Annotated in this window: 29 protein-coding genes, 5 tRNA genes and 1 riboswitch; of the genes, 20 read left to right on the forward strand and 14 right to left on the reverse strand. The window is 65.6% G+C overall.

Annotated features, from left to right (window positions below; genetic code table 11):
• The first annotated feature begins 60 nt into the window (after positions 1 to 60).
• The 5 genes from ARC23_RS02920 to ARC23_RS02940 all read left to right on the forward strand — a co-directional run bounded on the left by ARC23_RS02920 (position 61) and on the right by ARC23_RS02940 (position 4,751).
• Positions 61 to 136, forward strand: a tRNA-Gly gene (locus ARC23_RS02920).
• 362 nt (positions 137 to 498) lie between these two features.
• Complete coding sequence (locus tag ARC23_RS02925; protein WP_057495903.1) at positions 499 to 1,962, forward strand: efflux transporter outer membrane subunit; 1,464 nt, start codon at positions 499 to 501, stop codon at positions 1,960 to 1,962.
• The gene (locus ARC23_RS02930) at positions 1,959 to 3,098 is read left to right on the forward strand and encodes an ABC transporter permease (RefSeq protein WP_057495846.1); all 1,140 of its coding nucleotides are present in this window, start codon (positions 1,959 to 1,961) and stop codon (positions 3,096 to 3,098) included. The genes ARC23_RS02925 and ARC23_RS02930 overlap by 4 nt, the downstream gene beginning before the upstream one ends.
• Before the next feature lie 10 nt (positions 3,099 to 3,108).
• Positions 3,109 to 3,837 (forward strand): ABC transporter ATP-binding protein, encoded by a 729-nt coding sequence (locus ARC23_RS02935; protein WP_057495847.1) that lies wholly within the window; start codon positions 3,109 to 3,111, stop codon positions 3,835 to 3,837.
• Positions 3,834 to 4,751 (forward strand): HlyD family secretion protein, encoded by a 918-nt coding sequence (locus ARC23_RS02940; protein ID WP_057495848.1) that lies wholly within the window; start codon positions 3,834 to 3,836, stop codon positions 4,749 to 4,751. Before ARC23_RS02935 ends, ARC23_RS02940 begins: the two co-directional genes overlap by 4 nt.
• Before the next feature lie 6 nt (positions 4,752 to 4,757).
• On the opposite strand, the gene ARC23_RS02945 is transcribed toward ARC23_RS02940, so the two are convergent.
• From ARC23_RS02945 to ARC23_RS02960, 4 genes are all read right to left on the reverse strand, one after another.
• Complete coding sequence (locus ARC23_RS02945; protein WP_057495849.1) at positions 4,758 to 5,201, reverse strand: hypothetical protein; 444 nt, start codon at positions 5,199 to 5,201, stop codon at positions 4,758 to 4,760.
• Positions 5,202 to 6,908, reverse strand: coding sequence for a hypothetical protein (locus tag ARC23_RS02950; protein ID WP_057495850.1), 1,707 nt, complete (start codon positions 6,906 to 6,908; stop codon positions 5,202 to 5,204). It abuts the gene before it with no gap.
• A gap of 115 nt (positions 6,909 to 7,023) precedes the next feature.
• Positions 7,024 to 7,497 carry a hypothetical protein gene (locus ARC23_RS02955; RefSeq protein ID WP_057495851.1) on the reverse strand — a complete coding sequence of 158 codons (474 nt, stop codon included), beginning with the start codon at positions 7,495 to 7,497 and terminating at the stop codon, positions 7,024 to 7,026.
• A complete protein-coding gene (locus tag ARC23_RS02960; protein ID WP_057495852.1) occupies positions 7,490 to 7,891 on the reverse strand; it encodes a hypothetical protein in 402 nt (133 codons plus the stop codon). The genes ARC23_RS02955 and ARC23_RS02960 overlap by 8 nt, the downstream gene beginning before the upstream one ends.
• A gap of 130 nt (positions 7,892 to 8,021) precedes the next feature.
• On the opposite strand from ARC23_RS02960, the gene ARC23_RS02965 reads away from it, so the two are divergent.
• The 3 genes from ARC23_RS02965 to ARC23_RS02975 all read left to right on the forward strand — a co-directional run bounded on the left by ARC23_RS02965 (position 8,022) and on the right by ARC23_RS02975 (position 8,455).
• Positions 8,022 to 8,097, forward strand: a tRNA-Gly gene (locus tag ARC23_RS02965).
• Between the two features lie 142 nt (positions 8,098 to 8,239).
• Positions 8,240 to 8,315, forward strand: a tRNA-Gly gene (locus ARC23_RS02970).
• Between the two features lie 66 nt (positions 8,316 to 8,381).
• Positions 8,382 to 8,455 (forward strand) — tRNA-Cys (locus tag ARC23_RS02975).
• 80 nt (positions 8,456 to 8,535) lie between these two features.
• Here the strand turns inward: ARC23_RS02975 and ARC23_RS02980 are convergent.
• Positions 8,536 to 8,991 (reverse strand): hypothetical protein, encoded by a 456-nt coding sequence (locus tag ARC23_RS02980; protein ID WP_057495853.1) that lies wholly within the window; start codon positions 8,989 to 8,991, stop codon positions 8,536 to 8,538.
• A 211-nt stretch (positions 8,992 to 9,202) separates the two neighbouring features.
• On the opposite strand from ARC23_RS02980, the gene ARC23_RS02985 reads away from it, so the two are divergent.
• Positions 9,203 to 9,472, forward strand: a complete 270-nt coding sequence (locus ARC23_RS02985) for a hypothetical protein (protein WP_057495854.1) — start codon at positions 9,203 to 9,205, stop codon at positions 9,470 to 9,472.
• Positions 9,473 to 9,582: 110 nt separating this feature from the next.
• On the opposite strand, the gene ARC23_RS02990 is transcribed toward ARC23_RS02985, so the two are convergent.
• A complete protein-coding gene (locus tag ARC23_RS02990; RefSeq protein WP_057495855.1) occupies positions 9,583 to 10,659 on the reverse strand; it encodes an alpha/beta hydrolase family protein in 1,077 nt (358 codons plus the stop codon).
• Positions 10,660 to 10,797: 138 nt separating this feature from the next.
• Positions 10,798 to 11,715 carry a LysR family transcriptional regulator gene (locus tag ARC23_RS02995; protein WP_057495856.1) on the reverse strand — a complete coding sequence of 306 codons (918 nt, stop codon included), beginning with the start codon at positions 11,713 to 11,715 and terminating at the stop codon, positions 10,798 to 10,800.
• 103 nt (positions 11,716 to 11,818) lie between these two features.
• Here ARC23_RS02995 and ARC23_RS03000 point away from each other — a divergent pair, with 103 nt between their 5' ends.
• Positions 11,819 to 12,838 carry an aldo/keto reductase gene (locus ARC23_RS03000; RefSeq protein ID WP_057495857.1) on the forward strand — a complete coding sequence of 340 codons (1,020 nt, stop codon included), beginning with the start codon at positions 11,819 to 11,821 and terminating at the stop codon, positions 12,836 to 12,838.
• A gap of 20 nt (positions 12,839 to 12,858) precedes the next feature.
• Complete coding sequence (locus tag ARC23_RS03005; protein ID WP_057495858.1) at positions 12,859 to 13,269, forward strand: SRPBCC family protein; 411 nt, start codon at positions 12,859 to 12,861, stop codon at positions 13,267 to 13,269.
• On the opposite strand, the gene ARC23_RS21150 is transcribed toward ARC23_RS03005, so the two are convergent.
• The gene (locus ARC23_RS21150; protein ID WP_238985178.1) at positions 13,224 to 13,493 is read right to left on the reverse strand and encodes a hypothetical protein; all 270 of its coding nucleotides are present in this window, start codon (positions 13,491 to 13,493) and stop codon (positions 13,224 to 13,226) included. The genes ARC23_RS03005 and ARC23_RS21150 overlap by 46 nt on opposite strands.
• 190 nt (positions 13,494 to 13,683) lie before the next feature.
• On the opposite strand from ARC23_RS21150, the gene ARC23_RS03010 reads away from it, so the two are divergent.
• Positions 13,684 to 14,517 carry an AraC family transcriptional regulator gene (locus ARC23_RS03010; protein WP_057495859.1) on the forward strand — a complete coding sequence of 278 codons (834 nt, stop codon included), beginning with the start codon at positions 13,684 to 13,686 and terminating at the stop codon, positions 14,515 to 14,517.
• A gap of 3 nt (positions 14,518 to 14,520) precedes the next feature.
• Here ARC23_RS03010 and crcB read toward each other — a convergent pair whose 3' ends face one another.
• From crcB to ARC23_RS21160, 3 genes are all read right to left on the reverse strand, one after another.
• Positions 14,521 to 14,913, reverse strand: coding sequence for a fluoride efflux transporter CrcB (gene crcB / locus ARC23_RS03015; RefSeq protein WP_057495904.1), 393 nt, complete (start codon positions 14,911 to 14,913; stop codon positions 14,521 to 14,523).
• Between the two features lie 82 nt (positions 14,914 to 14,995).
• Positions 14,996 to 15,059, reverse strand: a riboswitch (Fluoride riboswitch).
• A gap of 36 nt (positions 15,060 to 15,095) precedes the next feature.
• Entirely contained in the window at positions 15,096 to 15,323 is a 228-nt protein-coding gene (locus tag ARC23_RS21155; RefSeq protein ID WP_238985179.1) for a hypothetical protein, read from the reverse strand.
• Positions 15,324 to 15,386: 63 nt separating this feature from the next.
• Positions 15,387 to 15,530, reverse strand: coding sequence for a helix-turn-helix domain-containing protein (locus ARC23_RS21160; RefSeq protein ID WP_238985180.1), 144 nt, complete (start codon positions 15,528 to 15,530; stop codon positions 15,387 to 15,389).
• Positions 15,531 to 15,609: 79 nt separating this feature from the next.
• Here ARC23_RS21160 and ARC23_RS03025 point away from each other — a divergent pair, with 79 nt between their 5' ends.
• Complete coding sequence (locus ARC23_RS03025; RefSeq protein ID WP_057495860.1) at positions 15,610 to 15,819, forward strand: helix-turn-helix domain-containing protein; 210 nt, start codon at positions 15,610 to 15,612, stop codon at positions 15,817 to 15,819.
• 353 nt (positions 15,820 to 16,172) lie between these two features.
• Positions 16,173 to 16,409 carry a hypothetical protein gene (locus ARC23_RS03030; RefSeq protein ID WP_019337197.1) on the forward strand — a complete coding sequence of 79 codons (237 nt, stop codon included), beginning with the start codon at positions 16,173 to 16,175 and terminating at the stop codon, positions 16,407 to 16,409.
• A gap of 9 nt (positions 16,410 to 16,418) precedes the next feature.
• On the opposite strand, the gene ARC23_RS03035 is transcribed toward ARC23_RS03030, so the two are convergent.
• Positions 16,419 to 17,468 (reverse strand): 4Fe-4S dicluster domain-containing protein, encoded by a 1,050-nt coding sequence (locus tag ARC23_RS03035; RefSeq protein WP_057495861.1) that lies wholly within the window; start codon positions 17,466 to 17,468, stop codon positions 16,419 to 16,421.
• Positions 17,465 to 17,752 carry a hypothetical protein gene (locus tag ARC23_RS03040; RefSeq protein WP_057495862.1) on the reverse strand — a complete coding sequence of 96 codons (288 nt, stop codon included), beginning with the start codon at positions 17,750 to 17,752 and terminating at the stop codon, positions 17,465 to 17,467. Before ARC23_RS03040 ends, ARC23_RS03035 begins: the two co-directional genes overlap by 4 nt.
• A gap of 179 nt (positions 17,753 to 17,931) precedes the next feature.
• Here ARC23_RS03040 and ARC23_RS03045 point away from each other — a divergent pair, with 179 nt between their 5' ends.
• Entirely contained in the window at positions 17,932 to 18,372 is a 441-nt protein-coding gene (locus ARC23_RS03045) for a group III truncated hemoglobin (protein WP_057495863.1), read from the forward strand.
• A gap of 44 nt (positions 18,373 to 18,416) precedes the next feature.
• Positions 18,417 to 19,826 (forward strand): oxygen-independent coproporphyrinogen III oxidase, encoded by a 1,410-nt coding sequence (gene hemN / locus ARC23_RS03050; protein WP_057495905.1) that lies wholly within the window; start codon positions 18,417 to 18,419, stop codon positions 19,824 to 19,826.
• A gap of 21 nt (positions 19,827 to 19,847) precedes the next feature.
• Here hemN and ARC23_RS03055 read toward each other — a convergent pair.
• A tRNA-Leu gene (locus ARC23_RS03055) sits at positions 19,848 to 19,934 on the reverse strand.
• Positions 19,935 to 20,065: 131 nt separating this feature from the next.
• Between ARC23_RS03055 and ARC23_RS03060 the strand changes: the two genes are divergently transcribed.
• The 4 genes from ARC23_RS03060 (at position 20,066) to ARC23_RS03075 (ending at position 24,153) form a co-directional block, all read left to right on the forward strand.
• A complete protein-coding gene (locus ARC23_RS03060; RefSeq protein ID WP_057495864.1) occupies positions 20,066 to 20,500 on the forward strand; it encodes a BLUF domain-containing protein in 435 nt (144 codons plus the stop codon).
• 143 nt (positions 20,501 to 20,643) lie between these two features.
• Positions 20,644 to 21,930, forward strand: a complete 1,287-nt coding sequence (locus ARC23_RS03065) for a nucleotide sugar dehydrogenase (RefSeq protein WP_057495865.1) — start codon at positions 20,644 to 20,646, stop codon at positions 21,928 to 21,930.
• 55 nt (positions 21,931 to 21,985) lie between these two features.
• Positions 21,986 to 23,608 (forward strand): FMN-binding glutamate synthase family protein, encoded by a 1,623-nt coding sequence (locus tag ARC23_RS03070; RefSeq protein WP_057495866.1) that lies wholly within the window; start codon positions 21,986 to 21,988, stop codon positions 23,606 to 23,608.
• Between the two features lie 83 nt (positions 23,609 to 23,691).
• Positions 23,692 to 24,153 (forward strand): GNAT family N-acetyltransferase, encoded by a 462-nt coding sequence (locus tag ARC23_RS03075; protein ID WP_057495867.1) that lies wholly within the window; start codon positions 23,692 to 23,694, stop codon positions 24,151 to 24,153.
• Positions 24,154 to 24,187 lie beyond the last annotated feature (34 nt).

A 24,187-nucleotide genomic window follows, 5' to 3' on the forward strand; every position in this document is an offset into this window, starting at 1 on the left:
TGACGCCGTGCAGCAATATCGACACAATAGCGCTCCTTCGACGCAGGTCGAACGAAATCTGCGGGAATAGCTCAGTTGGTAGAGCGCAACCTTGCCAAGGTTGAGGTCGCGAGTTCGAGTCTCGTTTCCCGCTCCAGATCCAGGAAAACGCTCCCGCAAGGGGGCGTTTTTCGTTTGTCATGACGTTGGCCACGTGGGTCGCTACAGTCGGCCACGAAATTTCATGGTGGGCGTGGCACGTCTGCGTTTGGGATTCCGACATGGGAGTCGCAATCGGCATGACAGGGGCGCAGTGATCGTGGGGGCGATCGGGAGCACCTGGCATGAGGTGGGCTGCAACAAGAGGCAATGACCTGGAATCCGTGCCAGTGTTCCGCACGCTGCAGGCCGTGAAAGGCTGGCGAAAGGCCTTCGCCATCGTTGCCTGAACCGCACGCGTGTTGTGACCGTTTTCGGACCATTTCTCCATGTTCGCTCCACAATCGCACGGTAGCCTTCCTGCTCCTTCTACATGTTGGCGGGCTGGTGGTCAGGCGTATCACTCCAGTGGCGGTGCCCAGGACCGGGCGCGGACGCTCCCTGCAGGCAGTGCTGCGACCCGGCGCGCTGCTCGCAAGTCTCGCATTGGCGGGCTGCGTGTCGGTGCCGGTTCCGGATCTGCCTGATCGCACGCCCAGCACCTGGACCCAGGTGCCGCAGGGCCAGGGCGTGGCGGTGGACGCCAAACAGTGGTGGAAAGTGTTGTCCGACCCAGCGCTGGATGGACTGGTCGATCAGGCCATCGCCGGCAACCTCGACCTGCAGCAGGCCACGCTGCGCCTGCAGGCCGTGCGAATTGTCGCCGGCACGTCCGACTCGCGCTTCCTGCCGGAAATCTCGGCCAGCGCCAAGCAGGTGCAGGATGCCGCTGCGGTCGACACCTACTTCCACGCGGGTATCGAAGCGATCTGGGATCTGGGCCTGTTCGGCGCCGCCGAGAGCGCGCAGTTGAGCGCGCAGGCATCGGCTGGCAACGCCGAAGCACTGCGCAATGCCGCACAGGTGGCGGTGATTGCCGACGTGGTGCGCAGCTATCTGGACCTGACCGTGGCACAGGCGCAGCAGGACCTGCTGGCCCGGCAGCAGACCGTGGATGATCGCGGCGAACAGCTGGCGCTGGTCCGCCAGCGACTGCGCCTGGATGAGCCGGGCGAACTAGATCGCCTGCGTGCACGCCAGGCCGCCACCCGCGCGGCCACTGCACAGGCCCGGGAAAACGCTGACAACGCGGCCCGCGCGCTGGCAGTGTTGCTGGGCCGAGATGGCCCGGATCCGGCCTGGCGCGCCTATCGCACGCCGCCGAAGCTGGGCGCGTTCTCGCTGCAGCAGGTTCCGGCGGACCTGCTGCGGCACCGCCCGCAGATCCTGCTGGCCGAATCGGCGGTGCTGCAGGCTGCGGCCGACAAGGGCTTGGCGCGCGCCGCGATGTTCCCGCGGATCAGCCTCGGCGGTTCCATCCTGTACGCCTACAACCTTACCCAGAATGCCCGATCCAATTCCGATTCCAGCCCGTCGATCGGCCCGTACATCGATATCCCGCTGTGGGACTGGGGCCAGCGCCGTGCGCGCTTCCATGCCGATGAGAAGCAGCTGGATGCCGCGCTGCTGGGCTATCGCAAGGCCGTGCTGGAAGGCGTGAGCGAAGTGGAAGGGGCACTGGGCAGCCTGGCGCGCCAGGACAGCAGCATCCAGTCGCTGCGTGCCGCCAATGATGCCGCCAACCTGCAGGTCAAGCGCCAGGCGCGGCAGGTGCAGCTGGGCCTGTCCAGCGAATTCGATGGTCTGGACACCCAACGCGCCGCACTTGCCTCGCAGTCGGAGCTGATCGGTGCGCAGGGCGCGCGCGTGCTGGCGTTTGCGTCGCTGTACCGCGCGCTTGGCGGCGCACCGTTGCCGGTCGAGACCGGGGACGCGGCGCAATGATCGCGCTGGCCCGCAAGACCCTGGCCTACGAATGGCGCCGGTTCCTGCCGGTGGTGCTGGCGATGTGCTTTGCCGGCGTGCTGTTGATCGTGCAGGCGGCGCTGGTGCTGGGTATCTTCGGCACCGCCGCGATCTACGTGAAGGCGTCCTCGGCGGATATCTGGGCCGGCTTCCCCGGCACCCAGAGCGTCAACTACGGCCATGCGATCAGCGCCGATGTGGAAAGCCACCTGCGCATGGATCCGGATGTCACCCGCGTCGAACCCTACGAGTGGGTGGATGGTGAGTGGCGTTCCAGTGCGCCGGGCGCCGGCAATGTGTCGGTGTACCTGTCCGGCATTTCCACCGGCGACGACGCGATGATGTTCGCGCGCATCCTGCCTGCCGAGTCGCGTGCCCAGCTGCGCGAGCCGGGCGCGGTGATCGTCGACAGCGCCGATCTGGATACGCTGGGCGTGGACCTGCAGAACAACCGTGCCTGGATCAATGGCAAGGCCGTGCGCGTGGTTGCCGCGCAGCCGGGACTGCGTGGCCTCGGCGGTGTCAACGTACTGGCCTCGCTGGATACCGCGCGTGCCATTGCCGGCACCGACCCACGCGAGGGCAGTACCTATTTCGTGGCGGGCCTGCGCTCACCGGAGCTGGCTGACCGAGTGCGTGACCGCTTGGCCGCATCGATGGGCCAGGCCACGCCGGTCGAGTTCTGGACCGCGCCGGCGTTCGCCAGCCGCTCGCAGCAGTATTGGCTGTTCGATACCGGTGCAGGTATCGCCGTGTTGTTCATGGCCGTCATCGTCTGCTTCGTGGGTGCGGTGATCACCAACCAGTCGTTCGCTTCGGTGGTGGCCGGTTCGGTGCGCGAGTACGCCACGCTCAACGCACTCGGTGCAGGCCGCTACGCGCTGGCACGGGTGGTGTTCGAGCAGGCCTTGCTGATCGGCGGTGTCGGCATGTTGCTGGCGGCGGCCTTCAGCACCGTGGTGTTGTTGATCGCGCAGACCCAGCGCGTACCGGTGCAGCTGACGCCGATGGTCATCATCGGCTGCGTGGCACTGGTCGCGGTGATGGCCATGCTGTCCAGCATCATGGCGGTCCGCAGCGTGGTCCGTTCCGATCCATCGTTGCTGCTGCGTTGAGGGCCGGCCGATGACATCCACGCGCGCCGTGGCCCCGACCCTGCAGGCCGACGCACTGGAAAAGGGCTTCATGTCCGGCGATGTGCAGGTGCCGGTGCTGCGCGGCCTGTCGCTGGACATCTATCCGGGCGAGTTGACTTTGGTGTCGGGACCATCCGGCTGCGGCAAGAGCACGCTGTTGTCGCTGCTGTCCGGCCTGTCTTCGCCCGATGGTGGTCGCGTGCACGCACTCGGCCAGGATGTGGGGCACATGACCCGCAGCGAGGTCGAGCGTTTCCGCCTGCACCACGTCGGCTTCGTGTTCCAGGGCTTCAATCTGTTCCCGGCACTGACTGCGCTGGAGCAGGTGCAGCTGCCGCTGGGCTACCGCGGCATGCGCAATCGCGAAAGCGAACCGCTGGCGCGCAAGGCGCTGGAAGAAGTGGGCCTCAGCCACCGCAGCCACATGCGCCCGGCGCAGCTGTCCGGCGGCGAGAAGCAGCGTGTGGCCGTTGCCCGCGCCTTCGCCAAATCGCCGACGCTGATCTTCGCCGACGAACCCACCAGCGCGCTGGACGCCGAGAACGGCCAGCGCGTGATCGACATCCTGCATCGCTACGCACGTGCGCATGGCGCCACCGTGCTGTGCGTGAGCCACGATCCGCGCCTGATCCGGCATGCCGATCGGGTGATCGCCATGGAAGACGGCAGGGTCCGCGACGACCGCCGCCAGAATGCAAACGTAGAGTCCGCCCCATGATCAGAACATCGCACCTGTTTCCGCTCAGCCTGGCCTTGTCTGCTGTCGTGCTGCTCGGCGCCTGCAGCAGGGAGGCGTTTGCGCCCGCAACCATGCCTTCGGGCAAGGCCGCCGCCACCGCCGGCAAGGTTGCAGTCGCGCGCGGCATCATCGACGTCGAGGGTGGCCTGATCGCGCTGGCGCCACCGGTGGATGGCTCGATCACCGCTGCGCCGGTGAAGGAGGGCGCCGTGGTGGAGAAGGGACAACTGCTGCTGTCGCTCGATGGTGCCCTGCTGCAGCAGGAGGTGGCGATGGCCGCCGCCGATCTGGCCCTGGCCAACGATCGCCTGAAGGGCAGCCAGGCGCAATTGCGGGAGCTGGAGCGCAATGCCACCCGCCTGTCCACGGGGGCGAGCGAAGGTGTGTCGTCCAACCAGCAGGCTGATGCGGCCAAGCAGCAGCTGGCCGGCGTGCGTGCTGACGTCGACGTGGCCGGCGCGCAGGTCGATATGGCCCAGCACAAGCTGGAACACGCCAGGCTGAAACTGCAGCAGATGTCGCTGAGTGCACCGGAAGCCGGCACGGTGGTCGGCCAGGTACCGGGCCTTGGGGCCTTCGTGCAGGCCGGCAAGCCAGCGATCTCGCTGCTGCCGGCGCGCCCACTGCAGGTGCGCGCCGAACTCAGCGCCGCCTATGCCGATGCCGTGCAGGTGGGCATGAGGGCCACCGTGGTGCCAGACAGCGATGGTGCCGAGAACGCCAGCACGCTGCCGCCCGCACGCGTGGTACGCATCAGCCCGGTGTTCGCGCAGGCCCGCCTGCCTGAAGACGCAGGGCGTGGCGTGGCCAAGGTGGTGGAATGCGTGCTGGAGTTCGACGGCGAGGCCAAGGCGCGCTTCGGCCAGCATGTGCGGGTGGAGTTCCGGAAGTAGGCCCGGTCAGCCGTTGAGCCAGCGGCGTAGGCGCGGGCAGGCGGAGGCCGGGACCACGACCAGTAGTGCCACAAGAAGAAGGGCGGCAACGGCGAGCACCCAGTTCAGATGCACATCGCGCACGGGTGATTGGTGCATGGCGGTCACGCTCCAAAGTACTGTCCAGCCCAGCCAGGGTAAGGCGCAGACAAACATCCGCGGCCACAGGCGGTGAAACCGCCATGGCTGCACGATCAGGCCCAGGACAACAATCTCCACCAGAATGATCAGCGCGAAAGTGAAGACTGAATCTGTGGGGTAAGGCAGTGTCCCGGACTCGATGTGACGCAGTTGCCAGTAGTCTGGCTTGAAGCCGGCATGGATGAGTGCGAAGGCCAGTAGCAGCCATACAACGGATGCGGATAGCCAGAAGACCTGGACTGTCGTCGGTTTCTGAAAGAAGTTTGGCATCTACTCGGGCAGGTGTCCCTGCTGCTTCCAGAAGTTCACCGCGAACGCATGGTCTTTTGCGAAGTAGGGTGTTCTTCCTTTCAGTAGGCCCGAATTTGTGCCGCGCATTTCCCTTGCGCCACGCTTGAACAGTCGTAGTGCGTCGGCCAGCGCCTCCCCTCCGACAGGATCTATCTGAACCGGCGAGTCTTCAGTGCGCAGGTCTGCCTTGTAACGAATGTGAACGCGCTCCCGTCCATCCATGCAGGTCTCAATGCAGTAGTAGTAGCTTTCGATTACGCTGCTACCGTCGGTCTGTTGCAGTTCCCGTGAAAGGCGGAGCATGGGCTCCTCGCGGTCAGGCCCGCGTTTCTCTTGGCGAAAGGCAGCATGACAGTGACCCACCCAGAATCCGCAACGTTCACCATCGCCGTAGTCGTCGTATGGCTGGCAGATCGGAAGCGCCAGGAGATCGCGTATCTCGGCCGCTGAAATTGTCTCCGTGGTCCTTTGGCGGTTCGATGCGCCTTCCTTAAGAAATCGCCACCCGTCGAGGATGAGTGCGATGAAGGGGGGCTGGATATCATGTGACTCCACCTCGTCCCATTCGCGCTGATCCTGTCCAGCATCGCTGCAGATGTACTTCAGTAGGCTCCAGCCAGATCCAGCACCTCCTATGTAAGGGGCCGTGGTGCTGGCGGTTGCATCAGTGCGGCGCATTGCGAGGCGTGCAGCGATGTTCTTAGATGGATCTTCCATCTGCACGGTGTATACGCGGGCGTCGGCGTCGGCGTCGGCGGTGCCCGCACTTGCTAGAAGTGAGATGCCGCTGCGGCGGAATTCATAGGTCCGGGTATCCATGGGAAGCATGTCTTCTCCACAAATGCGCAGCAGGCTTTCTGGACTGAAAGTGGCATCGCCAAACAGGTTCATTGTGCATTGCATCGGGTCCGGCGCTGACAGAGCCTCTGCACGGATGACGCTCTTTCCGGTAGTGAGCCTTTCCAGCATGGCTCCCGCGTCCAATGACCAGAAGCTGTCCGGACCCTCGGATTCGCGTAACAGACAATCGGGTTCGATGATCTGCTCAATTCCGTCGTCAATGATGGCTTCGTCGTCCATCCTGCGAATGCAGTGAACCGAGCCATCGAATTGCATGGAGTAGTCGGTCTGAATGAGAAGCGCTGCCTGGGTGTTCCCGACCACGTGCAGTTCCCCGTGGTTGTAGTCGCCCCAGAACAGCTCGCGGACCAGAAGGTTGCCGCCTACGCGGATTTCCTGTCCGCCGACGATGGCGTTGGTTGTCGTCAGGTCGCCCGAGACAAGCAATCCGCATGCGCCGTCGGTTTCAAGGCTGTGCACATGGCGTGCTATCTCTGCATTGCCGCGAACCAGGATGAAACGGATGTATGCGCCAAGATCTTCTTCCCGCCACGGGGCCAGCGGGTCGTCCAGGTCCAGCGTGTCGAGCTTGAGGTCGCCATCAACCAAGAGAATCAACTCATCGGGATCACCCCAGACGTATTGCTCTGGTGCGTATGTTGAGTCCTGCGGTACCTCGCCCTTGATGTCGGCGTATCGGACGACCTGAAAGGGGCAGGCTGCAGAAAGTCGCGTGGCAAGTTTCAGGGGCGTAATCGGGCGGTCTCCAGCCATTGCTGGTAACGCTGCGTCAAGCGGATCCGCGTCGTCGGGGAGCTGTGATGCCTGCTGGCTCGACTGCTGCATGATTTATCCCGGTTTGGCAGAGGCATATGCAGAGCAGCGACAGTGAAAGTATTGCCGGCGCTGTGGGCCTCGGGTCAGGTACTGTCCTTCGCCGGTCCGCTGCGGGTCCATGCAACTATTCTGAAATGCGTAGGCCGTCTCTGCGCGTCTTCTCGCTGCGGAAGCCATGCGATGAGCTTATGAACGCCCGCCATGCGCTCACTGCCGACACCATGCACAGCGCCAGCAGCAATCCCAAGTCCAGCAGCAGCAACCACAGCAGGTGCATGCCGCGTACCGGCGGCTGATGCATGGCCGACAGCGCCCACGGCACCGACCACGCCAGCAGCAGAACGAAGGCGATCAACAGGCGCAGCCACAGTCGTTTCAGTCTCCACGGCCGCACGATCAAGGCGGCCACGACCAGTTCAACCGTGCCCAGCAACGCGAACACGATGACGGTGCTGGTCGGGTAGGGCAGTTCGGCGCCTTCCAGTCGGTGCAGCAACCAGTAGTCCGGGGTGAAGCCGGCGTTGACCAAGGCCGCGATCAGCGCCAGCCAGGTCAGCGCGACCAGCAACCAGAACAGGCGGACGTAGCGTCTAGGCATTGGCGATGTCCGTGCTGGCAGGCAGGCGGTTGTGTGATGCATACCACGCGGTCAGGGCGATCGCGGCCAGTGCCAGCAGGCCGGGCCCGACGGTGAAGTAAAGCAGGCGCAGCGGGTGGTTGTGCATCAGCGTCCAGCTGGCGAACGCCAAAGGAATCGTCAGGACCAGCAGCTTGGCAAACAGTGGCCGCAGCACCGCGATCAGCGGCTGGGCGGCAATGAACATCCAGAACAGATAGAACTGGGCGATGCCCAGGCCGATGTCGCGATGCGAAGTGAAGCCGAAATGGTCGCGATACGCGTTCATTCCCAGCGGAATCAGTACCCAGTACAGCAGGGCTACCAGCAGATGCAGCAGCAGGGCGATCAACAGGGGCGTGCCGCGAAGGAACATGGGTGCACGGGACTGGGCGGGGCAGCGTACTCCAGTGCGGACGCCCGTGACCGCGTGATGTGAAGACTGTTGACGACGTGAAGGAATTTGGACACAATAGCGCTCCTTCGACGCAGGTCGAACGGAATCTGCGGGAATAGCTCAGTTGGTAGAGCGCAACCTTGCCAAGGTTGAGGTCGCGAGTTCGAGTCTCGTTTCCCGCTCCAGATTCTACAGGGCCCCGGTAGGGGCCTTGTTTTTCTCCCGCCATGGCAGGGCGGGGCACGTTGGCCCACAAGGCTTTGCGCGCAGTCAGAAAAGTGAAATCGCTGGTGTGTTTTCCGGATTTCCGGTACCATGTCGGCTTACGCGGGAATAGCTCAGTTGGTAGAGCGCAACCTTGCCAAGGTTGAGGTCGCGAGTTCGAGTCTCGTTTCCCGCTCCATGTTCCGACAGGCCCCATCATGGGGTTTTGTCTTGTCAGGGCTCTGGTCCTGGCGCGCAGTACGTTGGCCTCATGGCAGAGTGGCTATGCACCGGATTGCAAATCCGTTTACAGCGGTTCGATTCCGCTTGAGGCCTCCAATTGAAAAGCCCTGACTTCGGTCAGGGCTTTTTTGTTTGTACCGGGTGCCCCTCTGTGCGGCGCCTTGTCGATCGTCGACCTACGGCTCTGCCTGCATCGCGCAGGTGTCCAGCAAGGGCAGCAGGCCCTGCGTACTGAACGTGTTGCGTGCAACGCTGTCGCGCGCGGTAACGCGCTGGCCACCGGCACGGATCTGCTCGAGGATCACGGCCGTGTCGCGATCCAGGATGATCCTTCGATCGCTTGCTTCAGGATGAGCGTCCACCTGTACACCGATCCCGGCGTTGCCAACCTCACTGAACGACACGCCGATGGTGGGCGCCAGCCCCGGCTCGAAGATGAAGAACGGGTAGGGGCGTGAGGCGGCGAGCGGAAAGACCGCGCATCCGCCGACGCTCCCGTCGGTTGCCTCCTTCCGCACCAGTGTCCACGCCGACGATGCGCCTGCGGTCGTACCGTCATCCGCGCGCACCGGTTGCATGCCGAGGACAGCGGCGATGGAGGTGGCAGTGATGAGCAGGGCGTAGCGATTCATGACGATCCTTGTCGTGGCGGCTGGCGAGGGTGGCGGGCGAGGGTGGCGGGCGAGTGGATGCGCAGTATGGCCCGGCGGGTGCACGCCGGCATGCGTCCAGTCTCATTTCCCCGCGACATGGCAAGGCGCTATGGTCGGGTTCCAAGTCTTAGGGAGCTGCAATGGCGAGCAAGGACATGAACGACCGTGGCACGCAGCCGGCAGGCCGGCAATGAACAAATCCTCTGCGGAAGTACGCTGGCTGACGTTCCGGCTGATGAACGGCCAGTCGATCGGGCCGGACCGTTTGAAGGACGGCTGGGTGGTCGCATCGGAAACCCGCCACTGCGGCGTGCGCCGTGAGGCCATCGAAGGTGCCGGCGTGGTCTATGCGCTGTATGCCCCGGCCAACCTGGCCTCGCCACGACGCGCGGAAATGCGCATGCGCGAATTCCTGATGAGCTCCGGCTACACGTTCACGATGGGCACGCTGGGCGGCTGACGCCGCCCGCTTTCGTTTACGGGCGCACGGCAAGGGATTGGCAGGGGTCCCGACCGGGCCGCGTGCATTGTGCAGCACCCTGGTGGTCAGGCCGCTGCGACACGTTGCGCTCAACGCTGGATTGCCTTCAAGGCGTCGACAACCTGTGCTTCAGAGAAGCCACAATGCCCTTCCCCCACTGGCGGCAGCACGCGCGGCAAGGGCCGCGCGCCGGCGCGTGCAGCCATCTGCGGATACACCGCCTGCATGTGCGGCACGATGGTCGGGTCGTTGTGATTGAACTGGATCACCAGCGGTCGCTTCAGTGCGCCGGTCATGGCCAGCGCCTTGCGGACCCGCGCCTGCGCCGCAGGAACAGCGCGGATACGCTGCACGCCGGCATTGAACGCGGTGTCATCGCCAAAGCCGCTGTAGATCACGCCGATGTTGCCAATCGGCATGCCGCCGCTCCGTGTCGCCAGTTCGTGCAGGACCAGCGCGTGCAGGCTGATCGTGCCGGCCAGTGCATCAGCGGAGACCTGCAACCGCCGCGCCAGCAACGCGGCATGCGACGGATCGTGCTGCAGTGCATTGGCAATGCCCTGGTACACCTCGCCCTGCGGCAGCGCGGCGGCGTCGCGCGATACCAGGCCGGCGGGCGGCAGCCCATCGGCCTTGGGGAAGAAATAATCGAATGCGACCAGCGTGGTCAGCAGATCGGCCGCGATCTGTTCGCCACTGAGATTGGCGCCGCACAGCGATACACCGCCCGCGTAGTGCTGCGGGAAGCGTTCGAGGCTGCCGATGGTCACGGCACCGCCCATCGAGAATCCCAGCATCCAGGTGTGGCGGACGTGCTTGAGGTGACCCACTGCCTGCTGGCGCAGGCGTTCCGTATCGGCGATCGCATCGGCCACCGCCCAGCCCTGGCTGGCATAGGCGCTCTGCGCGACGGCGTAACCGGCTGCCAGCAGTGGTGCGGTGCTGTCATTGGCCGCCATGGGGGCGGTACGCGGCACGCCGACCGGTTCGTAGCCATGGGCCAGCATTACCAGGTCGCCATTCCAGCCGGCCGGCACATCCAGCCGCCACGGTGCGCCCTGCAGCTCACCGCTGAGTGTGCGTGCCGCTGTGGGCGCTGCCGCCAGCAAGGTCGTCGAAGGCAACAGCAGGCCCAGGGCAAGAGCACATCGAAGCAAGGGGCGCATCGGGGTCATTCCATGCGGGAATGGCGCCGAGCATAGAGGAATTCGCACGGATCACCCGCCACTTCGTTGCACCGGCCGCGGAAGAGGGCTTCGTGGTGATGCGCTACACCGAGGCAGGCCCGGCATAGCGCGGTCGGTTCAGTCGGCGATGGCCGGCTTGCCCTCGGTAGCGGTCTGCACCAGCGTCCTGCGGAAGGTCTCGACCAGCGGGCGCAGGTTGATGCGGTGCCAGGCCGCCCACAGCGGTGTGCGGTAGCTGAACCACGGCAGCTCGCGCAGCACCACGCCCTCCGGTGCCTGGTGGTCCAGGCTGCGCTGGATTGTGGTCAGGCCCAGCCCGGCGGCAACCAGGCCGAGCGCGGCCAGCGGCTCGGTCGCCTCCATGGCGATGGTCGGGGTGAAACCGGCCTTCGCGCAGGCGGCGATGAAGGTGTCATGGCGCAGCGCGCTTTCCTTGTGCATCACGCCGATCCACTGCTGGCTGGCCAGATCCTCGGGCGTGATGGTCCCTGCGCTGGCCAGTGGGTGGCCGGCCGGCAGCGCCAGCAGCATCGGATCGTTCAGCACCTGCGTGGCTTCCAGGTCCGGATCGTCGAACGCCGGTGGTTCGCAGACCAGGGCGATGTCCAGGCTGCGTTGGCGCAGGCCTTCCAGCTGCACGTCCGACTGCTGGTTGTACAGCGCGATGTGCACGGCAGGACGGTCGCCGCGCAGTTCGCGCAGGGCGGTGGGCAATACGCCGGAGTGCATCGCGTATTCCAGGTAGCCGATGCACAGGCCGCCCTCGTCGCCGCGGCCCAGCCGGCGCGCCAGTGATTCCAGCCGGTTGGCGTGGGTCAGCAGGGCGCGCGCCTCGGCCAGGAAGGTGCGGCCATCGGCGGTCAGCCGGATGCGCTGTTGCGAGCGTTCGAACAGCTGCAGTTCCAGCCTTTCCTCCAGCTGGGCGATCTGCCGGCTGAGCGGGGATTGGGAGATGTGAAGGCGCTCGGCGGCGCGGCCGACGTGTTCATCTTCGGCGACGGCCACGAAATAGCGCAGTTGACGCAGATCGAGCATAAGACCGTCCGGGACTCAAGGTTGATAAATTATGTCTTGGACAGTCTGATCGGGCAACCCTAGCCTAGGCCTCAACCTCAACAACCTCCCCAAGGGGAACCCCATGAGCATCAACACGCTGCTGGCCGGCAAGACCCTCGGCTTCGGTACCGCGCCGCTGGGCAACATGTTCCGTGACATTCCGGAAGCCGAGGCCCAGGCCACGGTCGACGCGGCCTGGGAACAGGGCACCCGCTATTTCGATACGGCCCCGTTCTATGGCGCTGGCCTGGCCGAGATCCGGCTCGGCGACGCGCTGGCCAAGCGCAACCGCGACGACTTCGTGCTCAGCACCAAGGTCGGCCGCCTGATCCTGGACGAAGTGGAAGACACCAGTGCCCGCGACCTTGGCGAGAAGGGCGGCCTGTTCGTCGCCGGCCGCCCCAACAAGCTGGTCAACGACTACTCGGCCGATGCCACCCTGCGCTCGATCGATGACAGCCTCAAGCGCCTGAAGACCGATCGCCTCGATATCGTCTGGGTGCATGACATCGCCCAGGACTTCTACGGCGATGAGTGGCTGTCGTACTTCGAGACCGCACGCCGCGGCGCCTTCAAGGTGCTGACCCGCCTGCGCGAGGAAGGCGTGATCAAGGCCTGGGGCCTGGGCGTCAACCGTGTCGAGCCGATCGAGCTGACCCTGGACCTGGACGAAGCCCGTCCGGACGGCTTCCTGCTGGCCGGCCGCTACTCGCTGCTCGACCACGAGCGTGCACTGCAGCGGGTGATGCCCAAGGCGGCCGAACGCAATACCGGCATCGTGGTCGGCGGTCCGTACAGCTCCGGCGTACTGGCCGGTGGCAGCCACTTCGAGTACCAGAAAGCGTCGCCGGAGATCCTGGCCAAGGTCGAGCGCATCAAGGCCATCGCGGCCGAGTACGGCATCAGCATCAAGGCGGCCGCCCTGCAGTTCTCGCTGGCCAACCCGGCAGTGGCGGCGGTGATTCCGGGCGCCAGCCGACCCGAGCGCATCGCCGAAGACTACGCCGCACTGAAGGAAATCATTCCTGCCGGATTCTGGCGGGAACTGCGCGCCCAGGGCCTGGTCGCGGCCAACGCCCCGCTGCCGATCGACAACATCTGAGCGCCCAAGGAGACATTCCCATGGCAACTGCTTCTGTATCCATCACCGTGCCGACCCCGGCCAACCAGGTCTGGAACCTCATCGGCGGCTTCGATTCACTGCCCGACTGGCTTCCGTACATCCCCCGGAGCACGCTCAGTGAAGGTGGTCGCGTGCGCCATCTGGCCAATCCCGATGGCGATGCCATCGTCGAGCGCCTGGAAGCCTTCGATCAGGCTGATCGCAGTTACACCTACTCGATCCTGCAGGCGCCGTTCCCGGTCACCGGCTATCGCTCCACCCTGCGTGTGGTCGAGCAGGGCGGCGGTTCGCGGATCGACTGGTCCGGTGAGTTCACTGCGGTGGGCGTCAGCGACGAAGAAGCGTCCGCGCTGTTCGAGGGCATCTATCGCGATGGCCTGAAGGCGCTGGAAATCACGCTGGCCGGGTGAATGCCCGTGTGGCGTTGACTGCATGCAGACGCCCCGGCCGGTCCGGGGCGTTTGCGTGTCCGTGCGGGGGGCGCCGGTCCACCGCAGGCGACGCGATGCATGGGAAAGTCCATTGCCTGCTTCGGATTGCCCTGCACGATCTCGATGCGCGCATGCGCGCGCTGGTCGTCGAGGCGCCGGTAGTGGATACGCTGTGGGACGTCGTGGGCGGGATTCTCGAACACGGCTTCATTGCCATCGACCCGGGGGGCGTTGAAGTCTGTGGCCCTTCTGGCCAGAGGGCAGGGCGGTCAGCACCAGGCGGCCGTCGTCCAGAGCGCCCGCGGGATCACGCGGCCAGTGCCGTCCTTTCCAGTGTTGATTCCGATACGATCTGTCGCATTGAGCTTGTCTCGCTTGACCCGGAGTCCCGTCATGGTCGACCGCCTCGCCATTCTGCTTGAACGTTTTGCGGTCACCGCCTCGGTGTTCCATGCCGGCGCGTTGTGCGGCATCAACAGCCTGGAAGGCGAGGACGAGGCCGGTCAGCTGCACCTGGTGCGGCGCGGACCGCTGCAGGTCCGCCACGGCCAGCAGACCGTGCAGGTCGATGTGCCCAGCCTGCTGCTGTATCCGCGCCCGATGCCACACCGTTTCAGCACCGATCCGCAGCACGGTGCCGACATGGCCTGCGCGAATCTGCATTTCGAGGGCGGCCGGCTCAATCCGATCAGTGCGGCGCTGCCTGATTTCATCTGCCTGCCGCTGGCCGAACTGTACGGTGGCAATGCGGCGCTGGAGTTGCTGTTCGAAGAAGCGTTCGAGCAGCGCTGCGGGCGCGCGGCGATGGTCAACCGCCTGTTTGAGGTGGTGATGATCCAGGTATTGCGCCAGTTGATGGAAGGCGGCGAGATGCGCGGTGGCCTGTTCGCCGGACTGGGCCATCCGCGGCTGCGATTGGCGCTGGTGGCGATGCACGAAGCGCCAGCGCAGGCGTGGACGCTGGAAGATCTGGCCGAGGTGGCCGGGATGTCACGCAGTGTGTTTGCGGCCAGCTTCCGCGAGGCGATGGGCACCACGCCGGGCCAGTACCTGCAGGGCTGGCGGGTGGGACTGGCACAGCAGGCGTTGCGTCAGGGCCGCCCGCTGAAGCGAATCGCCGATGAGGTGGGCTACGGCAGCGAAGCGGCACTGTCGCGGGCCTTCAAGGCGCACACCGGGCAGTCACCCCGGCAGTGGCGCGGGCAGGACCGCGCCAGCGCGGCCTGAGCCTCAGCCCAGCGCCAGCCGGGCCAGCTTCATGCCGCCGAACAGGCCGGCCACGCCCAGGGCCACCGAGCCGCCGGCATACAGCGCGGCCAGCCCATGCTGGCCACGCTGCAGCAGCACGCCGATTTCAAGCGCATAGGTGGAGAAGGTCGTGTAGCCGCCCAGGATGCCGGTGGCCAGCAGCAGGCGCAGTTGCGGCGAGGCGCCGTTGCGCAGTGCGAAGGCCTCCACCACCACGCCCATCAGCAGTGCGCCGCTGAGATTGATCAGGAACGTGGACCACGGCCAGGGGCTGCCCATCGCCACCCGTGCGCCGATCAGATTGCAGGCATGGCGCAGGCAGGCGCCCGCGCCGCCTCCGACGAAGACCAGAAGATAGTTGTTCAGTGATTGCATCGCATGCCTCGAGAGCGGGTTCGCAGTGTTGATGGCGAACGCCGAAGGCAGGCGCGACCTGCCATCGACGAACGCCGCGTTCGTCCTGGCAGGAGCCATCAGCCTTTCCAGGCGGTTATCGGGGGAGCCCCATCCCCATCGCCGTCCATGCTACCAGCGCTGGCGTGCATGCGGCAGCGCGTTCAGGACATCGAGGTCTTCAACACCCGGGCCACTTTGCTGCGGCTGAAGCCGTCCATCAACAGCTCGAAGGCCAGCAGGTCCAGTGCGGCGTGGCGACGGTGGTCGATCTCCAGGCCGTTCTCCTCGACCAGGTGGCTGACCAGCTCGTAGGCGTCCTGCCAGACATCCAGATGGGCCTGGCTGGGCATGTAGGCGTTGCCGCGTTCACCGACCCCGCCGCCGCTCACCCCGTACAGCAGTTCGCGCGCGTCCAGCTTGGCCGCATCGGCGATGCGGAACAGCTGTTCGGCCTACACGTGGGCTGGGCTGACATGGTCGTTGAGCCAGTTGCTGATGGTTGCCGTCGTTGAATCGGCGGCACGGGCCAGATCGGCCGGGCGTGGGTGCCCGGCTTTCTTCATGGCGATGGCGAGTCGTTGGCCGAGAGTATTCATCTATGCAAGCCAGCTTAACGCCTGGATCGTAAAGAGGCCTTGTCGCAAGAATCGGTCTGATTAGCAGAGGGACCGATCAATGACTGGATTCTGGAGCAAGCGGCAGGTGCGCGAGCGGCTGGGCTTCCTTACGGACGCCGAACTGGCCCGCTTCTTTGGCATAAGCCGATCCGCAGTGTCGCAATGGCCCAAGGATGGCCCGATTCCTGCGTTGCGGCAGTACATCCTTCATCAGCAATACCCGAACCTGTTCCCGGTCGGTGAGGCAGGCGAACCCGAAATCGCATGATCTGCGCCGCATTCTGTCGCATTTAGCCCGCTAAGCATGAATTGCAAAGAGGGCTTAACAAAATAGGGAAGTTCGATGAAGTTGGTGCCGGCAATTGGCGGTGTCTACTGAATTGGCCCCACTGGGTGACGGGCGTCGTGTCGGGTCTGGCCCATCCGGAGTCCTGGCGCTTGCGTATGCAGTTTTGTGAACGATTAATAATTTCGATCACAAAAGTGAGCGGATGTAATTGACCTGTCGTGAAATCTATGACTAATTGAGATCAACCGGCCGTGAAGCCCGGGAGTCTTTCAGTAGCACGCAAGTGAGTCGGTAGACCGTCAACGATGCAGAACAAGTCCAACGGAGGTCGTATGGAATACGGCATGCATGGCTTGGCTGAACGGGTACGCCGCGAACTGGAAGCCAGCTATCACAAACACGGATGCGGTCCGGCGTTCTGGGATACCTACCAGCAGGTGCTGGACCGCCTGGTTCCTCAGGGGACCGAGCGTACCGAGGTCACCAACGAAATGGCGCTGATCATCGAACAGCTGGGCATCGTACGACGTGCGCAGCTGGTCCCGCCGCACGCCAACGGGTCGCGTTGAAGCGTTGATTCAAAGCAGGCGCCAGGCGCCCCAGGCCAGCAGCGCCAGCAGCATCGACGACAGAACCAGGGTGCGGGGTCGCCATCCGCGCCGCGGCTGCCCTGCCATCGCCTGTGGACTGCAGTAGCGCACCAGGCCGGGTCCGAAACCGGCCTGATGCTGCTGCTGTGCGCAGGCTTCCAGGCAGGCGCCACAGGCCAGGCAGTCGGCCTGCGGTCCCTGGCGGATGTCCAGCTGCATCGGGCAGACGCGGACACAGGCCAGGCAATCGGTGCAGTCGCCCAGCCGGTTGTCGTTGAAGGTCGGCATCGGCCCGGCCAGCAGCGGGTGCGCTGCACGGAATACGTAGTCCTGTGCGGTGGTCGGGTCGAGCAGGCCGCGGCCACGGCCGAGCACGCCGCCCAGGCTGGACGGACGCGGCCCGCGCGGTTCCCCGCGGCGGGCGTCATACAGCATGCGCGGCGTGTACGGGTCGGTCAGCAGGGGCTGCGCGCGCGCGAACGGGCACAGCGAGCGGCAGACCTGTTCGCGCAGGAAGCCTGCATTGCCCCAGGTGGCAGCGGCGTAGAACAGCACCCAGAACGTTTCCCAACCGCTCCATCCAGCGCGGAGCAGGGCGGTCACCAGTTCCGCGATCGGGCTGAACAATCCGACCAAGGTGACGCCGGTCCAGAGTGACAGCAGCGCCCAGGCCAGTTGCGTGGCCGGGCGCGCGGCCCGGGCCGGCAGCAGCCGAACCATGCCGTGGGCGATCCAGTCGAACGCGCGCCGCCACAGGGTCTGTGGGCAGGCATGGCCACACCACACCCGCCCGGCGAGGTGGGTGAGCAGGGCCAGGCCCACGGCCAGCACCGCCAGCAGGCCGATCAGCATGCCGACGTCACCGGGCCAGAGCGTCCAGCCGAACAGGTCGAAGCGCCGCGCGTTGATGTCCAGCAGCAGGGCCTGGTGGCCATCCCAGCGCAGCCATGGAAGCGCGTAGAACAGCGCCAGCAGCGCGGCACTGAGCGCGCCCCGCCAGGGCCAGGGGCGGGATGCACTGGCGCAGGTCGTGCTCATCCCAGCGGCAGCTCGTCGTCGTCGTCGCTGGGCAGCGGTCGTTGCAGGTACCAGGTGACGGCGCTGGACAACGCCGTCACCGCCCAGAACATGAAGAAGCCTGCGGTATAGCCCAGCGCGCGGCTGATGACCGTCCCCGGGAAGCTGATGGCCTGCAGCTGCAGCGGATCGACGAAGGCGAAGAACACCATGCTGGCCACGCCCGCGGCGATGAAACTGGGCCAGAGGATGGCGCCCCAGTGCTGGATCAGTTGCTGGCGGCGGTTGGGAGGCGGTCTGTTCATGCTGTCCCGGATCGAAAAGTGGGCGGCGCGTATACTTCGCCCGGGTTGGCGAAGCATCCGCAGGGCATGCGTCCTGCAAGCATGGCAGCGTAGGTGCAGCCGATTGCGCCGACATTGATCTGGATCAACGGCGATGCCGCGCTGCCGCGGCACACTGCCGGCACGCCTTGGGTACCCCGATGAACGCAGCACCGCCGCCTGTCCTTCCTGTCGCCTCGCCCGGGTTGTGCACCGAGCAGGAAGTGACCCGCCTGGTCCACGACTTCTACGCCCGTGTGCGCGAAGAGGAACGATTGGGGCCGGTGTTCGAGGCGCACGTGCATGACTGGCCGGAGCACCTGGCCCAGCTGGTCGACTTCTGGTCGGCGATGCTGCGCGGCACCCGCCGCTTCAAGGGCTCGCCGATGTCCAAGCACATGGCCATCGAGCTGGACAAGGATCTGTTCGACCGCTGGCTGGTGTTGTTCCGGACCACCACCGCCGAGTGCGCCAACCCGCCCATGCAGGAGCTGGCCAATGACGTGGCCGCGCGCATCGGCGACACCTTCTGGAAGCGCTACCAGATGCTGCGCTGGCCGCAGGTCGGCCTGCCGGTGCTGGGCGTGCCTGGCCAGGATTGATCTGGGTCAAGGCGGTGCCGTCCGTCCGGCGCGATGCTGGCGGCATGGACACGTTCTCTCCCGCCGCCGGTGGCCTGGCCTGGACCTTCGACCCCGATCTGCTGCGCCGGCATGACCGGCCCGGGCCGCGCTACACCTCGTATCCGACCGCGCCGCATTTTCATGAGGGCTTCGACGCCCCGGCGCTGCGCCAGGCAATCGCCGACAGCAACCGGCAGGCCCGGGCGTTGTCGCTGTACGTGCATGTGCCGTTCTGCTCCAGCCCCTGCTTCTACTGTGGGTGCAACCGGATCATCACCCGCGACCGGGGCCGCGGGCACAGCTACGTGTCGCGCGTGCTGGCCGAGGCCGACCTGCTCGCGCCACAGTTCGAGGACGGCCGCGAAGTGATCCAGCTGCATCTGGGCGGCGGCACCCCGAACTTCCTCGATGCCGAGGCGATGACCACGCTGGTGGAAGGCCTGCGCCGCCGCTTTGACTTCAGCGATTCGCCGCAGCGGGATTTTTCGATCGAACTCGACCCGCGCTTCATCGACGCCGGTGACGTGGCCATGCTTGCACGGCTCGGCTTCAATCGCGCCAGCCTGGGCGTGCAGGATTTCGATCCGCAGGTCCAGGCATCGATCAACCGGGTGCAAGGCGTGCGCCAGACGCTGGATATCCTGCGCGCGTGCCGCGACAGCGGCATGCGCTCGGTCAATGTCGACCTGATCTATGGCCTGCCCGGGCAGACCCTGCAGGGATTCGGCCTCACCCTGGAACAGGTGCTGGCGCTGCGCCCTGATCGCCTGGCGGTCTATGGCTACGCGCATCTGCCGCATCTGTTCCGCGCGCAGAAGCAGATCGATGAACGCCGGTTGCCGTCACCGGAGGACAAGCTTGCGTTGCTGGGCCTGGCAGTGGAGAGGCTCTCGGCCGCCGGTTACCAGTACATCGGCATGGATCATTTCGCACTGCCGGAAGAAGATCTTTCGCGTGCACAGCGTGCTGGGCAGCTGCACCGGAACTTCATGGGCTACACCACGCACGCCGATACCGATCTGCTGGGGCTGGGCGTCAGCGCGATCAGCCACATCGGTGCCAGCTACAGCCAGAACCCGCGTGATCTGCCGTCGTGGGAGGAGGCGGTAGACCAGGGCCAGCTGCCGGTCTGGCGTGGCGTTGCGCTGAGTGCGGACGACCAGTTGCGCGCGGAACTGATCCAGCAGCTGATGTGCCAGGGCGAGGTGGACCTGGACGCACTGGGCCAGCGCCATGGCATCGACGCAGGACAGTACTTTGCCGAGGATCTGCGGTCGGTCCGGCAGTTGCAGGCCGATGGCCTGGCCGAGTGCCACGACGGCGTGGTGCGTGCCAGCGAGCCGGGACGGCCGCTGCTGCGGCTGCTGGCGATGTGCTTCGATCCCTACCTGCGCGCGGCGCATGAGCAGCCGCGTTATTCGCGTGCGATCTGACCCTGCGTGGTGCGAAGTGCGTGGTGCCCGGAGCCGGAATCGAACCGGCATGACCTTGCGGTCGGCGGATTTTAAGTCCGATGCGTCTACCAGTTTCGCCATCCGGGCGCGCAGCGCGGTGCCGATTGTAGCCCACCAGTGGCGAGGCGACCGATTCGCCACTGAGCGGTGGCATGCTTAACTGCCGTTCCCATTCATGTCATAGTCCCGGCCATCGTTCCCAGGGGGGGAGCCACCTGATGTCGCTGCACGCGATTGCCTACACCAGCGAGGCCCATGCCGAACTGCGGACAACCGACCTTGACCGCCTGCTGGCCGATGCCACAGCGTTCAATCGTGTGGCCGGCGTCACGGGCGTACTGATGTTCGACGGCCGACGGTTCCTGCACTACCTGGAAGGCCCGGAAGATGGCATCGATTCGGTGTTTCCGCGCATTGCCAATGCGCGCAGCCATGGGCAGCTGCAGCTGCTGTGCCGCGCGCCGGTAGCGCAGCGTGCATTCCCGCGCTGGTCGATGGGCACGCGCCGGATCGACCCGGACCTGCTGGCGCAGATCGTCGATGCGGCTTGGCCCGGGTTCCTGCACGGCAGTGGTGGCTTCGAGCGCCTGCGGCAGGCCTGGACCGGCGCCGATGGCGAACTTGAGCCGGCGGCGGTCGCGCTGGGCTCATGAGACCGCCTTGGCGGCAGGGCGCCGGGGCCGTTACGCTGTAGCCTTTCTGGCCTGGGTTTGCCCGGAGTGGTGCAGAGGATGAGTGTGTTGGTCGAAGCCATGGCAACGCGCGTGCCACCCCGCTGGCTGCGCGTGGTGCATCGATGAGCGCGCCGCTGGCGGCGGCGGTCGCTCCTCGCTTCGCCGTGATCGGCCTTGGCTATGTCGGCCTGCCGTTGGCGGTGGCATTCGGCCGGCACTGGCCGACGCTGGGTTTCGACATCGATCCGCAGCGTATCGCCGAACTCGGCCGTGGGCAGGACCATACGCTGGAGATGGATGCCGACGAGCTGTCCGCCGCGCAACAGCTGCAGTTCGGCAGCGATGCCACGCAGCTGGACGCGGCCAATGTCTACATCGTCACCGTGCCCACGCCGATTGACGCCTACGAGCAACCCGACCTGGAGCCGTTGCGCTCGGCCTCGCGGCTGATCGCCAGCCACCTTCGCGCCGGCGATCTGGTCATCTACGAATCGACGGTCTACCCCGGCACCACCGAGGAAGTGTGCGTGCCCCTGCTGGAACAGGGCTCGGGGCTCCGCTTCAATGAGGACTTCTATTGCGGCTACAGCCCGGAACGGGTCAGCCCCGGCGACCGCCAGCGGCGCCTGGCCGATATCCGCAAGATCACCTCCGGTTCGACGCCGGAGGTCGCCGCTGTCATCGATCAGCTGTACCAGCGCATCATCGCTGCCGGTACCTTTCCGGCGCCGTCGATGCGGGTGGCCGAGGCGGCCAAGGTCGTCGAGAACATCCAGCGTGACGTCAACATCGCGCTGGTCAACGAGTTGGCCCTGATCTTCGACCGGCTCGGCATCGACACCCAGGACGTGCTGGACGCGGCAGGCAGCAAGTGGAACTTCCTGCCGTTCCGGCCCGGCCTGGTCGGCGGTCACTGTATCGGCGTGGATCCGTACTATCTGCTGCACAAATCGGAGAGCGTGGGCTACCACCCGGACCTGATCCACACCGCACGCCAGGTCAACAACCGCGTCGGCGCACATGTGGCGGCGCGCGTGCTGGCGATGCTGGCAGAGCGCGGCCGTGCGCCGGCGCAATCGCGCATCCTGGTATTGGGCGTCACGTTCAAGGAAGACTGCCCGGACCTGCGCAACAGCCGCGCGCTGGAACTGGCGCAGCGCCTGGGCGAGGCCGGCGCCGAGGTGGACGTCAGCGACCCGTGGGTGGGCCCGGCCGCGCTGGCGCAGGCCGGCGTTCAGTGGCTGGCCGAACCGGCGTCCGGTCGCTATGACGCGGTGGTGCTGGCGGTAGCCCATGCCCGCTTCAAGGCCATGGATGAAGGGGCCATCCGTGGCCTGCTGGCACCGGGAGGCCTGGTCTACGACGTGAAATCGGCCTGGCCGCGCAACGTGGTTGACGGTCGCCTGTAAGCGCGCGCGCTGGGCCGCGCGGTAGACTCGGTGGCAGCTGCAATCGAGGAACGCCATGCACCGGTATATCGTCTACCTGCTCGCCATCCTGATGTTTCCTGTCTGCCTGTGGTTGGCCACGTTGTGGCCGGCCTGGTACTGGGGCGTCGGCCTGACCGCCGCCATGGTGGCACTGGGAACCTGGGACCTGCTGCAGAAGCGCAGTACGCTGCGCCGCAACTATCCGGTGATGGCGCACTTCCGTTACGGGCTTGAGTCGATCGGCCCGGAGATCCGCCAGTACTTCGTGCAGAGCGATCTGGAGGACGTACCCTTTTCGCGACAGCAGCGCGCATTGATCTACCAGCGCGCCAAGAACGAGATGGACACGGTGCCGTTCGGTACCCTGCGCAGCACTTATGCGGTGGACTACGAATGGATCAACCATTCGCTGGCGCCGACCGCCATCGCCAAGCATGACTTCCGCGTACTGATCGGCGGCAACTGTGCCAAGCCCTATTCGGCCAGCGTATTCAACATCTCGGCGATGAGTTTTGGCTCGTTGTCGGCCAATGCGATCCGCGCACTGAACGAAGGCGCGCGGCGCGGCGGCTTCTATCACGATACCGGCGAAGGCTCGATCTCGCCGTACCACCGCGAAATGGGCGGTGACCTGGTATGGGAGATCGGCTCGGGCTACTTCGGTTGCCGCGATGAGAAGGGCGGCTTCAGCGAGGAGCGCTTCGTTGCCAATGCCACCCACGATCAGGTCAAGATGATCGAGATCAAGCTGTCGCAGGGCGCCAAGCCGGGCCACGGCGGCGTGCTGCCGGCACCGAAGGTGACGGCCGAGATCTCGGTGACACGTGGCGTTCCCATGGGCGTGGACTGCGTGTCACCGTCGCGTCATTCGGCTTTCTCCACGCCGGTCGAACTGCTGCAGTTCGTGGCCCGCCTGCGTGAGCTGTCCGGTGGCAAGCCGGTCGGTTTCAAGCTGGCCATTGGACATCCGTGGGAATGGTTCGGCATTGCCAAGGCCATGAATGAAACAGGACTGCTGCCCGACTTCATCGTGGTCGATGGGGCCGAGGGTGGCACGGGCGCGGCACCGGCCGAATTCGTCGACCATGTCGGCGTACCGATGCACGAAGCACTGCTGCTGGTGCACAACACCCTGGTCGGCCTGGACCTGCGCGAGCGCATCCGTATCGGTGCGGCGGGAAAGATCACCAGTGCGTTCGACATTGCGCGCACCATTGCGCTCGGCGCCGACTGGTGCAATGCCGGGCGTGGCTTCATGTTCGCACTGGGTTGCATCCAGTCGCTGAGCTGCCACACCGACAAGTGCCCGACCGGCATCGCCACCCAGGACCCGGCTCGCTGGAAACACCTGGATGCCCCGGACAAAGCCACCCGGGTGCACAGCTTCCATGAGCACACGCTGCATGCGTTGAAGGAACTGCTGTGTGCGGCGGGGTTGAACGACCCGGCCGAGCTGGGGCCCGAGCACATCCTGCGCCGGGTATCGCCGGTGGAGATCCGTTCGCTGGCATCGCTGTACCGCTACCTGGAGCCTGGCGAACTGCTGCACAAGGTGCCGGATCACGCGGTGTTCCATGCGTTCTGGGCCGACGCGCGCAGCGATTCGTTCCAGCCACCGCCGAAGATCCAGGCGCTGCGCGCCAGCAAGTCGCGCTGATGTCCCTGTAGCGTCGAGCCATGCTCGACTGCTTTCTGGAACGAAGAACAGTCGAGCATGGCTCGACTCTACAAGGAGATGTCATGCAGTTCAGGGCCGGTACCATCGACGATGTCGCCACGCTGTGGGCATTGCGCACGCGCTGCGTGCGCGAGACCTGCAGCAGCCATTACCCGGCGGAGGTGATCGCACCCTGGTCGGCCTCGCCGCCACCGTCGCAGTATGCGCGGCTGCTGGGGCAGGGCGGCTGCGTGGTGGCCGAGGATGAGCAGGGTGTCCTGCTCGGATTTGGCGTCTTCGATGCCGATGCCAATGAGGTCGATGCCCTGTTCGTCGATCCGGATCGTGGCGGCCAGGGCATCGGCCAGGCGCTGATGCAGCGGTTGCTGGCAATGGCCGATCGCGGGCGGGAGGTGGTGCTGTCGGCGTCACTCAATGCCGTGCCGTTCTATCGACGGCAAGGGTTCATCAGCGTGGGTGAAGCGGCCTACCCACATCCCAGTGGCGTAGCGCTGGCGTCGGTGAGCATGCGCCGGCCGTGGTGAGCGCCCGGGGATTGTAGAGTCGAGCCATGCTCGA

It is taken from the genome of Stenotrophomonas beteli (genome assembly GCF_001431665.1).
Lineage (GTDB): Bacteria > Pseudomonadota > Gammaproteobacteria > Xanthomonadales > Xanthomonadaceae > Stenotrophomonas > Stenotrophomonas beteli.